Source organism: Burkholderia aenigmatica (genome assembly GCF_048627025.1).
Classification (GTDB): Bacteria; Pseudomonadota; Gammaproteobacteria; order Burkholderiales; family Burkholderiaceae; genus Burkholderia; species Burkholderia aenigmatica.
Genome location: NZ_CP184468.1, coordinates 1,210,086 through 1,221,741 on the forward strand (window position 1 = coordinate 1,210,086; position 11,656 = coordinate 1,221,741).

14 protein-coding genes are annotated in these 11,656 nt (G+C 65.6%); all 14 read left to right on the forward strand.

Translation table 11 applies throughout. From position 1 onward, the window contains the following. Positions 1-183: 183 nt before the first annotated feature. The 14 genes from ACN8ZM_RS05755 (at position 184) to ACN8ZM_RS05820 (ending at position 11,605) form a co-directional block, all read left to right on the forward strand. The gene (locus ACN8ZM_RS05755; RefSeq protein ID WP_043181963.1) at positions 184-819 is read left to right on the forward strand and encodes a DUF177 domain-containing protein; all 636 of its coding nucleotides are present in this window, start codon (positions 184-186) and stop codon (positions 817-819) included. A gap of 98 nt (positions 820-917) precedes the next feature. Further along, the gene (gene rpmF / locus ACN8ZM_RS05760; RefSeq protein WP_006051932.1) at positions 918-1,097 is read left to right on the forward strand and encodes a 50S ribosomal protein L32; all 180 of its coding nucleotides are present in this window, start codon (positions 918-920) and stop codon (positions 1,095-1,097) included. A 129-nt stretch (positions 1,098-1,226) separates the two neighbouring features. After that, positions 1,227-2,333: a phosphate acyltransferase PlsX gene (gene plsX, locus ACN8ZM_RS05765; RefSeq protein ID WP_043181965.1), complete on the forward strand. Its 1,107-nt coding sequence runs from the start codon at positions 1,227-1,229 to the stop codon at positions 2,331-2,333. Continuing rightward, complete coding sequence (locus ACN8ZM_RS05770) at positions 2,334-3,323, forward strand: beta-ketoacyl-ACP synthase III (RefSeq protein ID WP_043181967.1); 990 nt, start codon at positions 2,334-2,336, stop codon at positions 3,321-3,323. It begins immediately after the preceding gene. Positions 3,324-3,406: 83 nt separating this feature from the next. Continuing rightward, positions 3,407-4,339: an ACP S-malonyltransferase gene (gene fabD / locus ACN8ZM_RS05775; protein WP_420210742.1), complete on the forward strand. Its 933-nt coding sequence runs from the start codon at positions 3,407-3,409 to the stop codon at positions 4,337-4,339. Between the two features lie 36 nt (positions 4,340-4,375). Then, positions 4,376-5,125: a 3-oxoacyl-ACP reductase FabG gene (fabG, locus tag ACN8ZM_RS05780; RefSeq protein ID WP_006476504.1), complete on the forward strand. Its 750-nt coding sequence runs from the start codon at positions 4,376-4,378 to the stop codon at positions 5,123-5,125. A gap of 144 nt (positions 5,126-5,269) precedes the next feature. Then, positions 5,270-5,509 (forward strand): acyl carrier protein, encoded by a 240-nt coding sequence (gene acpP, locus ACN8ZM_RS05785; RefSeq protein WP_004197638.1) that lies wholly within the window; start codon positions 5,270-5,272, stop codon positions 5,507-5,509. A gap of 167 nt (positions 5,510-5,676) precedes the next feature. Continuing rightward, a complete protein-coding gene (fabF, locus tag ACN8ZM_RS05790; RefSeq protein WP_043181980.1) occupies positions 5,677-6,909 on the forward strand; it encodes a beta-ketoacyl-ACP synthase II in 1,233 nt (410 codons plus the stop codon). Between the two features lie 12 nt (positions 6,910-6,921). Continuing rightward, positions 6,922-7,386 carry a protein YgfX gene (locus tag ACN8ZM_RS05795; protein ID WP_089450153.1) on the forward strand — a complete coding sequence of 155 codons (465 nt, stop codon included), beginning with the start codon at positions 6,922-6,924 and terminating at the stop codon, positions 7,384-7,386. Positions 7,387-7,477: 91 nt separating this feature from the next. Further along, positions 7,478-8,077 carry an RNA polymerase sigma factor RpoE gene (rpoE, locus tag ACN8ZM_RS05800; RefSeq protein WP_006490873.1) on the forward strand — a complete coding sequence of 200 codons (600 nt, stop codon included), beginning with the start codon at positions 7,478-7,480 and terminating at the stop codon, positions 8,075-8,077. 86 nt (positions 8,078-8,163) lie between these two features. After that, the gene (locus ACN8ZM_RS05805; protein ID WP_089450677.1) at positions 8,164-8,781 is read left to right on the forward strand and encodes a sigma-E factor negative regulatory protein; all 618 of its coding nucleotides are present in this window, start codon (positions 8,164-8,166) and stop codon (positions 8,779-8,781) included. Between the two features lie 5 nt (positions 8,782-8,786). Continuing rightward, entirely contained in the window at positions 8,787-9,839 is a 1,053-nt protein-coding gene (locus tag ACN8ZM_RS05810) for a MucB/RseB C-terminal domain-containing protein (RefSeq protein WP_043181984.1), read from the forward strand. 16 nt (positions 9,840-9,855) lie between these two features. Then, entirely contained in the window at positions 9,856-11,355 is a 1,500-nt protein-coding gene (locus ACN8ZM_RS05815) for a DegQ family serine endoprotease (RefSeq protein ID WP_420210743.1), read from the forward strand. 7 nt (positions 11,356-11,362) lie between these two features. Continuing rightward, positions 11,363-11,605 carry a glutaredoxin family protein gene (locus ACN8ZM_RS05820; protein WP_420210744.1) on the forward strand — a complete coding sequence of 81 codons (243 nt, stop codon included), beginning with the start codon at positions 11,363-11,365 and terminating at the stop codon, positions 11,603-11,605. Positions 11,606-11,656: the final 51 nt, after the last annotated feature.

Below are 11,656 nucleotides of genomic sequence, written 5' to 3' on the forward strand. Positions count from 1 at the left end.
ACGCAAGCTTAAGTGATTGACCGCAAAAGGTAAAACAGGTATGCTTTCCCGCTTTTCGTCGGCAGGCTTCCGTTGTGGTGGCGCCTGCCGGGTCTTCGGAAGTAAAGTACGTCATCTGCGGATGAGCCGTACGCGAGCGGTACCAAGCCGGATCCGCAAGTCAGCCTGTAGGCAGGAGCGCACATGAACACTTCTTCTGGCAAACCTGCTGCGGCGCTTGATCCGCACGCGATCGACCTGTTCGAATTCGCCCGCAGCGGGCGGCAGGCAGCGGGCGCGGTACGCCTCTCGCAACTGCCGCGCATGTTAAACGAAGTGCCCGCGGACGCGCCAGATCGCGACACGGTCTTCACATGGCAGGCGGAAGGGTTCACCCAGAAGGAGTTGCAGGACGACGGCGCCGATGGGCAGCAGCCGTATCTGCGCCTTGCGGTGCACGGCCATGCGTGGCTCACGTGCCAGCGCTGCATGACCCCGTACGACCAGACGTTCGGCGTCGACATGACGTACCGGGTCGTCGCGACCGAAGAAGAAGCTGAAGAATTTCCGCTCGACGACGATGAAGCCGATGTGATCGTGGGCTCACGCCAGTTCGATCTCGTCGACTTGATCGAAGAGGAATTGCTGCTTTCGTTGCCGCTCGTGCCCAAGCACGAGGTTTGCCCGGCAGTCCACGAAAGCCTCGTGTCGGGTGCGAGCGGTCCCGCGGAAGAGACGGACGAAGAGTCCGACGAAGCCGGGGACGAAGGCAAACGGCCGAATCCGTTCGCAGCGCTGGAAGCGCTGAAGAAGGACGGTGACGGCACCAAGAAACACTAAGCAGTTGTGGCGCGGGAAGGCGTAAAGGCTTTGGGCCAGGGTAGTTAAGCGCCGGATCGGGCTGTGTTAGAATCCGGAAAATTATTTAGGAGTTAGTCATGGCAGTCCAGCAAAACAAGAAGTCGCCGTCGAAGCGCGGCATGCATCGTTCGCACGATTTCCTGACGGCAGCGCCGCTGGCAGTCGAGCCGAGCACGGGTGAAGTGCATCTGCGTCACCACGTCAGCCCGAACGGCTACTATCGCGGCAAGAAAGTCGTCAAGACGAAGAACGACTAAGCGTCAAGTCACGCGTTGCGCGCTACGCTTGCCGTTCGCGTGACAACTGGTTCGCTTGACACTTTCCTGGCTCGACAAAAAGGCGGCATTCATCTGCCGCTTTTTTGTGCCTGAAATTCGTCGCATTCCATGACCGTAAAGCTCACAATCGATTGCATGGGAGGCGACCACGGCCCGTCCGTGACCGTTCCCGCGGCAGTCAAGTTCGTCCGCGCGCATCCCGATGCGCACCTGATGCTCGTCGGCATCGAAAGCGCGATCCGCGCTCAGCTGAAGAAGCTGAAAGCCCTCGACGATCCCGCGCTGACCATCGTTCCCGCCACCGAAGTCGTGGCGATGGACGACCCTGTCGAAGTGGCGCTGCGCAAGAAGAAGGATTCTTCGATGCGCGTCGCGCTCAACCGCGTCAAGGAAGGCGAGGCGCAGGCCTGTATCTCCGCCGGCAATACCGGCGCGCTGATGGCCGTTTCCCGTTACGTGCTCAAGACGCTGCCCGGCATCGAGCGGCCCGCGATCGCGTCCGCGCTGCCGAACCCGACCGGCTACACGATGATGCTGGACCTCGGCGCGAACGTCGACTGCGAGCCGCAGCACCTGCTGCAGTTCGCGGAGATGGGACACGCGCTCGTGGCCGCGCTCGAGGGCAAGGAACGCCCGACGATCGGCCTGCTGAACATCGGCGAAGAGGTGATCAAGGGCAACGAGACGATCAAGCGCGCAGGTGAACTGCTGCGCGCCAGCACGCTCAATTTCCGCGGCAACGTCGAAGGCAACGACATCTACAAGGGCACGGTCGACGTGATCGTGTGCGACGGCTTCGTCGGCAACGTCGCGCTGAAGACGTCCGAGGGACTCGCGCAGATGCTGGCAGACATCATCCGCGAGGAGTTCGGCCGTTCGCTGATGTCGAAGCTGATGGCGCTGCTCGCCGCGCCTGTCCTGCTACGTTTCAAGAAGCGCGTCGACCACCGCCAGTACAACGGCGCGGCGCTGCTGGGGCTGAAGGGCCTCGTGATCAAGAGCCACGGCTCGGCCGACGCCTACGCGTTTGAGTGGGCGCTCAAACGCGGGTATGATGCCGTCAAAAACGGCGTGCTGGAGCGCCTCGCGCGCGCGATGGCGGATAATTCAGTGTCGCTCGGCGAAGGCGAACACGACGCGGGCGGCGCGGGCCATGCAAGCCCCGCCGCAGGCCATCACGCCGAACCTTCCGCTGCGCAATCCTCTAAAGCATAAATGGCCCAATCGACTCTCTATTCCCGCGTGCTCGGCACGGGCAGCTACCTGCCGCCTGACCGCGTCACGAACCAGCAGTTGACCGATCGTCTCGCGAAGGAAGGCATTGAGACGAGCGATGAATGGATCGTTGCGCGCACGGGCATCCATGCGCGCCATTTCGCCGCACCGGACGTGACGACCAGCGACCTCGCGTTCGAGGCGTCGCGTCGCGCGATCGAAGCCGCCGGCATCGATCCGCAGTCGATCGACCTGATCATCGTCGCGACTTCGACCCCCGATTTCGTGTTCCCGAGCACCGCGTGCCTGCTGCAGAACAAGCTCGGCATCAAGAACGGCGGCGCGGCATTCGACGTGCAGGCCGTGTGTTCGGGCTTCGCGTACGCGATGGCGACGGCCGACAGCTTCATCCGCAGCGGCCAGCACCGCACCGCGCTCGTGATCGGCGCGGAGACGTTCTCGCGCATTCTCGACTTCAAGGACCGCACGACCTGCGTGCTGTTCGGCGACGGCGCGGGCGCGGTGATCCTGTCCGCGTCGGAAGAGCCGGGCGTGCTCGGCAGCGCGCTGCACGCGGACGGCAGCTATTCGCACATCCTCTGCACGCCGGGCAACGTCAACCGTGGCGTGATCGAAGGCAGCGCGTTCCTGTACATGGACGGGCAGGCCGTGTTCAAGCTCGCGGTCAACGTGCTCGAGAAGGTCGCGATCGAGGCGCTCGCGAAGGCGAATCTCGCGCCCGAGCAGATCGACTGGCTGATTCCGCACCAGGCCAACATTCGCATCATGACCAGCACCTGCCGCAAGCTCGGCTTGCCGCAGGAGCGCATGGTCGTGACGGTCGACCAGCACGGCAACACGTCGGCCGCGTCGATCCCGCTGGCGCTCGACACCGCGGTGCGCGACGGTCGCATCCAGCGTGGCCAGCACGTGCTGATCGAAGGCGTCGGCGGCGGCTTCACCTGGGGCGCGTCGGTCTTCCGCTACTGATCCGCAGCGCGCGACTGCTGCGCGCGGATCCCATCGGCGCGCCATTCGTGCGCGCCGTCCGAATCGACTCAATTGGGGACGATATGAAATTTGCATTCGTATTTCCGGGGCAGGGCTCGCAGGCGGTCGGCATGCTCAACGCATTCGCCGATCTGGCCGTCGTGCGCGAGACGCTCCAGGAAGCGTCCGATGCACTCAATCAGGATCTCGGCAAGCTGATCGCCGAAGGCCCGGCCGAAGAGCTGAATCTCACCGCCAACACGCAGCCCGTGATGCTGACCGCAGCCTATGCGTGCTATCGCGCGTGGCAACAGGCAGGCGGCCCGGCGCCGTTGATCGTCGCCGGCCACAGCCTCGGTGAATACACGGCGCTCGTCGCAGCCGGCGCGCTCGCGTTCAAGGACGCGGTGCCGCTCGTGCGTTTCCGCGCGCAGGCGATGCAGACGGCCGTGCCGGTGGGCCAGGGCGGCATGGCCGCGATCCTGGGCCTCGACGACGACACGGTGCGTGCGGTCTGCGCCGAAGCAGCGGAAGCTGGCGTTGTCGAAGCCGTGAACTTCAATGCGCCCGCGCAGGTCGTTATCGCAGGCAACAAGGCCGCGGTCGAAAAGGCCTGCGAGATCGCGAAGGCGAAGGGCGCGAAGCGCGCACTGCCGCTGCCGGTGTCGGCGCCGTTCCATTCGTCGCTGCTGAAGCCGGCGTCGGACCAGCTGCGCGACTATCTTGCGAACGTCGACGTCAAGGCGCCGCAGATTCCGGTCGTCAACAACATCGACGTCGCCGTGGTCAGCGATCCGGCTGCGATCAAGGACGCGCTGGTGCGCCAGGCCGCGGGCCCGGTGCGCTGGGTCGAGTGCGTGCAGCACATCGCCGGCACGGGCGTCACGCACGTGATCGAATGCGGTCCGGGCAAGGTGCTCGCCGGCCTGACGAAGCGCATCGACGGCAACCTGACGGGTGCGTCGGTGTTCGATCCGGCGTCGCTCGACGAAGCGCTCAAGCTGGTGACCGCCTGACGCGGCGCCCTTTCTCAAGAGACGGATATTCGATTCATGGACAAGACTCTCGATAAACAGGTTGCGATCGTCACCGGCGCGTCGCGCGGCATCGGCCGTTCGATCGCGCTCGAACTCGCGCGCCTGGGCGCGACGGTGATCGGCACGGCGACGAGCGAATCGGGCGCTGCTGCGATCACCGCGGCGTTCGCGGAAGCGGGCGTCACGGGGCGCGGTGCAGTGCTGAACGTCAACGACGCGGCAGCCGCCGAGGCGCTGATCGACGCGACCGTGAAGGAATTCGGCGCGCTGAACGTGCTCGTCAACAACGCGGGCATCACGCAGGATCAGCTCGCGATGCGCATGAAGGACGAGGACTGGGACGCGGTGATCGACACCAACCTGAAGTCGGTGTTCCGCCTGTCGCGTGCAGTGCTGCGCCCGATGATGAAGGCACGTGGCGGCCGCATCATCAACATCACGTCGGTGGTCGGCTCGGCCGGTAACCCGGGTCAGGTCAACTACGCGGCTGCAAAGGCCGGCGTCGCGGGCATGACGCGTGCGCTCGCGCGCGAAATCGGCAGCCGCGGCATCACCGTGAACTGCGTGGCGCCGGGCTTCATCGACACCGACATGACGAAGACGCTGCCGGAAGAACAGCAGGCCGCGCTCAAGACCCAGATTCCGCTCGGCCGCCTCGGCAGCCCGGAAGACATTGCCCATGCCGTCGCGTTCCTCGCATCGCCGCAGGCCGGTTACATCACCGGTACGACGCTGCACGTGAACGGCGGCATGTACATGTCGTAACGGTTTTCGTTTACCATCCGCGCCGTATCCCGTTTTTCAGGCGGATCGGCGCTTGATCGACCATCAAGCCAACGCGCGTTTTGGCGTCAGCAAACCTGATAAAATGCGCGCACTTGTAAATCTGAACTTTCCCTCGGAGGGGTAATGGATAACATCGAACAACGTGTCAAGAAGATCGTCGCTGAACAACTGGGCGTCGCGGAAGCCGAGATCAAGAACGAAGCTTCGTTCGTGAACGACCTGGGCGCCGACTCGCTCGACACGGTCGAACTGGTGATGGCTCTGGAAGACGAGTTCGGCATGGAAATCCCGGACGAAGAAGCAGAGAAGATCACGACCGTTCAGCAAGCGATCGACTACGCTCGCGCAAACGTCAAGGCGTAATAGGCGCCTTTCGCGCTTGTCCGCCTCGTCGCCGCGATCTTCGCGATTGACGCGCCATCCTGCCGGCTTCGCGCCGGACGGACTAACAGCCACAGGGCTCGCAGGGCTGATTCCTGTGGCCACTGTGGCTTTTGTTTTTGTCATCCAATAATGGAAAAGAGGTTACCGTGAGCCGCCGTCGTGTTGTTGTTACAGGCCTGGGGCTGATTTCGCCTGTTGGCAATAATGTTGCCGACGGCTGGGCCAATCTCGTCGCCGGCAAGTCCGGTATTGCCACCGTCACGAAGTTCGATCCGTCGAACCTCGCCGTCCATTTCGCGGGCGAAGTGAAGGGTTTCGTCGCCGAGGAGTACATCCCGGCGAAGGAAGCCCGGAACATGGATACGTTCATCCATTACGGCATCGCCGCCGGCGTCCAGGCCATCAAGGACAGCGGGCTGGAAGTGAACGAAGCCAATGCGGAACGCATCGGCGTGCTGGTCGGTTCCGGCATCGGCGGCCTGCCGATGATCGAGGATACGCACCAGACCTACGTCGATCGCGGCGCGCGCCGGATTTCGCCGTTCTTCGTGCCCGGTTCGATCATCAACATGATCTCGGGCCACCTGAGCATCATGTTCGGCCTGAAGGGCCCGAACCTCGCGGCCGTGACGGCCTGCACGACCGGCCTGCACAGCATCGGCCTCGCAGCGCGCCTGATCCAGGCCGGCGACGCCGACGTGATGGTCGCGGGCGGTGCCGAATCGACGGTGTCGCCGCTCGGCATCGGCGGTTTCGCGGCAGCGCGCGCGCTGTCGACCCGCAACGACGATCCGGCCAGCGCGTCCCGTCCGTGGGACAAGGACCGCGACGGCTTCGTGCTGGGCGAGGGTGCCGGCGTGATGGTGCTCGAAGAGTACGAAGCGGCGAAGGCACGCGGGGCGAAGATCTACGCGGAAGTCTCGGGCTTCGGCATGACGGGCGACGCGTACCACATGACCGCACCGAACATGGACGGCCCGCGCCGTTGCATGGTCGCGGCACTGCGCGACGCCGGCCTGAACGCGGATGAGGTCCAGTACCTGAACGCGCACGGCACGTCGACGCCGCTGGGCGACAAGAACGAGTCCGACGCGGTGAAGGCGGCCTTCGGCGAGCATGCGTACAAGCTCGTCGTGAACTCGACGAAGTCGATGACGGGCCACCTGCTGGGCGGCGCGGGCGGCCTCGAATCGGTGTTCACGGTGCTGGCGCTGCACAACAACGTGTCGCCGCCGACCATCAACATCTTCAACCAGGACCCGGAGTGCGATCTCGATTACTGCGCGAACACCGCGCGTGACATGAAGATCGACGTCGCCGTGAAGAACAACTTCGGCTTCGGCGGTACCAACGGCACGCTGGTGTTCAAGCGCGTCTGACGCTGCAATCGCTTGACGAGTCCATTCGATGCTCCGGCCGGGCGCCCGCAACGCTTTGCGTTGCGGGCCTCGGCCGTGTCGTATCTCGTGCTGGCCGCGTTCGTCGCGTCGGCGGCCGCGTCGGTCTACCTGTTCTGGGCACCGCGCGCGGGCGCTGCCGCCGGCGCATGCGTGTCGGCCGCGACGGCAGCGCTGCTGGCCGTGTGCGCCGCGCGGGCCTGTGCCCGCCGGCTGCCGGCCGAGCTGAGGATCGACGCATTCGGGGAAGTTGCGGCGTTTGGCCGCACCGGGCGCCTGCTGGCCCGCGGTCGCGTGACGGGCCATGCGCACTGGAGCAGCCTGTTGCTGGTGCTGTCGGTCGGGCAGGGTGCCCGGCGGGCCCGGCCGCTGCTGATCCCGGCCGATGCGCTCGACGCCGCATCGTTCAGCGCACTTTCCGTGCTGGCGAGAACGGCGGGCGCGGCGGGGCGGGCGTGACGGCGGCGCGGTTACGGACCGTAACCAGCGGCCGGCGCGGGAACGCTACAATATTGCTCCGCGTTGCATCCCTAGTTAACGGATTTGTCAGGTGAGTGAAAAAGAAATCGATCAGGCTCTGGTCGAGCGCGTACAGAAGGGCGACAAGGCAGCGTTCGAACTCCTGGTCTCCAAATACCACCGCAAGATCATTCGGCTGATCTCGCGCCTCGTGCGGGATCCCGCCGAGGTCGAGGATGTGGCCCAGGACGCGTTCATCAAGGCGTATCGTGCGCTGCCGCAATTCCGCGGCGAATCGGCGTTCTATACGTGGTTGTACCGAATTGCCGTCAACACGGCGAAGAACTACCTTGCGACGCAAGGCCGCCGGGCACCGACCTCGACCGAGGCCGATGCGGAGGAAGCGGAAACTTTCTCCGACGCAGACCAACTAAGGGATATCAACACGCCTGAGTCGATGTTGATGAGCAAGCAGATTGCCGAGACGGTCAACGCTGCCATGGCTCTGCTGCCCGAAGAACTGCGCCAGGCAATTACGCTGCGCGAGATCGAGGGCCTGAGCTACGAAGAGATCGCGGAAATGATGGGCTGTCCGATCGGGACGGTCCGGTCGCGGATCTTCCGTGCACGCGAGGCAATCGCTGCCAAATTGCGTCCGCTGCTCGATACGCCCGAAGGCAAGCGCTGGTAAGCGCGACGGGCGGAGCGACGCGGGTCGGGGTCTAGTTACGGATAGAGTCGTGAAGTCACGACGGGGTGTGCAAGATGGGGAGCATCATGGGGTCGGTCAATACGCAGTCGCAAGCGTCCTCGCGCGGCGAGCGCCTTTCCGCGCTGGTCGACGGCGAAATGTTCGATGGCCCGGACAACGGGCAGTTTCTGGCTGAGCTCAACCGCGCGGATCGCGCTGCGTGGGCCCATTACCACCTGATCGGCGATGCGCTGCGCTCGGACGAACTGGCGTTGTCGCCCGCGCTGAGCGTTGCGTTCACCGCGCGCATGTCGGCTGCGCTGGAAAGCGAGCCGCACCTGCTCGCACCGGCGGCCGCGCCCGTCGCGCGCAAGCTGCTGTCGCTGCGCCGGCGCGTCGTGCCCGCGTTCGCGGTCGCCGCTGCCGCGGCCACGCTGACGTGGATCGTCGTCCCGCAAATGCAGACGGCCGGTGCCCCGGGCGCCGTTCAGGTCGCATCGGCCGGTGCACCGCAAGGCGGTAACCTGCAGCGCGTGACGGTTGCGCAGGCATCGGCCCAGCCGGGGCTGCAGGACGTCAACATCATTCGCGACGCCAGCCTCGACCAATATCTTGAAGCGCATCAGCAATTCGCGCAGCAGCCCGTCGTCACGGGTTCGATGCCGCTGATCCGCGCTGCCGTGACCACCACGCCAGGCCAATAAACCCGATGCGGACATTGCAGTTGAATCACGCCATCTCCGGATGGAAGCGGCTGCCGGCCCTCCTGCTTTGCGCAGCCGCCCTGTTGTCCGTTCAATCCCTTCCTGCCAGCGCCCAGCAACCGGACGATCCCGTCGCGACCCGCAAGGGTGCCGCGGACTGGCTCGACCGCGTCCAGCAGGCGGCGCAGCAGCAGAGCTACGAAGGCACGTTCGTCTACCAGCGCGGCGGGTATGTGCAGTCGTCGCGCATCGCGCACGTCTCGTCCCGCGACGGCGAGTTCGAGCGCATCGAGACGCTCGACGGCAAGCCGCGCAAGCTGCTGCGCCATAACGACGAGCTGTACACGTTCGTGCCCGAGCGCAAGCTGTGCGTGGTCGAGCGCCGTCAGACGCGCGACTCGTTCCCGGCGCTGCTCGGCGCGAGCGGCGAGCACGTGATGTCCGTCTACGACGCGAAGTCGCTCGGCAAGGATCGCGTGGCGGGGATCGACGCGCAGGTCGTCGAACTCGTGCCGAAGGATGCGTACCGCTTCACGTACAAGTTGTGGGCCGACGCGCGCACCGGGCTGCTGCTGCGTTCGCAGACGCTCGATGCGAACGATCACGTGCTCGAGCAGATCGCGTTCTCGCAATTGCAGGCGGGCGGCGCAAGCGGCGACAAGGCCGCGATCGCGGCCGGCATGCGCAATCTGAGCGGCTGGACGGTCGTGCGTCCGCCGGTCGCGACAGTCGACATGGAAGCGCAGGGCTGGCAGCTCGCACCGAGCGTGGCCGGTTTCCAGAAGATTCGTGAAGTGCGCCGGCCGATGGCCGCGCGCGACGCGGGCGAACCGCCGATCCCGGTCGATCAGGCTGTCTTCACCGACGGTCTCGCGACGATCTCGGTCTTCATCGAGCCGGCCGAAAAGAATACGCGCAAGGAAGGCGCGGGCAGCACCGGTGCAACGAACGTTCTCGTGAAGCGCCGCGGCGATTACTGGATCACCGTGCTCGGCGAAGTGCCGCCGGCCACGTTGCAGCAGTTCGCGTCTGCCATAGAATACAAGGCTTCCAAGTAACGCTACGGCTTCCGACATGATGAAACCCACGCTGCGCAAATGGCTCGCGGCCGCGGCGCTGTCTGCCTGCCTGCCGCTCGTGCCGCATTCCGCGTTCGCGGTGACGGCTCCCGCTGCCAGCCTGCCCGACTTCGCCGACCTGGTCGAAAAGGTCGGGCCGGCCGTCGTGAACATCCGGACCACCGCCAACGTGCCGACGAGCGGCCCGCGCGGGATGCTCCCGCCGGGCTTCGACAACGGCGACATGTCGGAATTCTTCCGGCGCTTCTTCGGCATTCCGCTGCCGCAGGCGCCCGGCAACGGTAGCGGCAATGGCGGCGGCAACCCGAAGAACGCGCCGGCGCCGGACAATCCGCCCGACACCGAGCAGAATCGTGGCGTCGGCTCGGGCTTCATCGTGTCGGCCGACGGTTACGTGATGACCAATGCGCACGTCGTCGACGATGCGGACACCATCTACGTGACGCTGACCGACAAGCGCGAATTCAAGGCGAAGCTGATCGGCGTCGACGATCGCACGGACGTCGCGGTCGTCAAGATCCAGGCGTCGAACCTGCCGGTCGTCGCGATCGGCGATTCGAACAAGGTGCGTGTCGGCGAGTGGGTCGTCGCGATCGGTTCGCCGTTCGGCCTCGACAACACCGTGACGGCCGGCATCGTCAGCTCGAAGAGCCGCAATACGGGCGACTACCTGCCGTTCATCCAGACCGACGTCGCCGTGAACCCCGGCAACTCGGGCGGCCCGCTGATCAACATGCAGGGCGAGGTGATCGGCATCAACTCGCAGATCTACAGCCGTACCGGCGGCTTCATGGGCATCTCGTTCGCGATTCCGATCGACGAGGCGATGCGCGTGGCCGACCAGCTGAAGGCGACCGGCAAGGTCACGCGCGGCCGGATCGCGGTCGCGATCGGCGAAGTGACGAAGGACGTGGCCGATTCGATCGGGCTGCCGAAGGCCGAGGGTGCGCTCGTCAGCAGCGTCGAGCCGGGCGGTCCGGCCGACAAGGCGGGCATCCAGCCGGGCGACATCATCCTGAAGTTCAATGGTCGTTCGGTCGACACGGCGTCGGATCTGCCGCGCATGGTCGGCGACACGAAGCCCGGCACGAAGGCGACGGTCAGCGTATGGCGCAAGGGTCAGGCACGCGATCTGCCGATCACGATCGCGGAGACGCCGGCCGAATCGACGGCGAAGGCCGAGCAGCGCAAGAACGCGCCGCAGAAGCCGCGCCAGACCAATTCGCTCGGCCTGACGGTCAGCGACCTGACGGCGGAGCAACTGAAGACGCTGAAGCTGAAGAGCGGCGTGCAGATCGACGGCGTCGACGGCCCGGCCGCCCGTGCGGGCCTGCAGCGCGGCGACATCGTGCTGCGTGTCGGCGACACCGACATCACGAACGCGAAGCAGTTCGCCGACGTGACCGCGCAGCTCGATCCGCAGAAGGCGGTCGCGGTGCTCGTGCGGCGCGGCGACAACACGCAGTTCGTGCCGGTTCGGCCGCGCCAGAAGTAACGCGCCGATGTTCACGCTCTACGGCCGCGGCTGGTGCCACCTGTGCGACGACATGCGCGACGCACTGGCGCCGGTGGCGGCCGAATTCGACGTCGCGGTCGATTACGTCGACATCGACGCCGATACGGCGCTCGTCGCCCGCTACGACGAGGACGTGCCGGTGCTGCTGCTGGATGGGGCAGAAGTGTGTCGTCACCGGTTCGACGCCGCGAAGGTGCGCGACGCGCTTGCGGCCCGGCGCCGAGCCTGACCTGCCGCCAGCGGGCGTCGTTTCGCACGGGGCTTGACCCGACGGGCACCC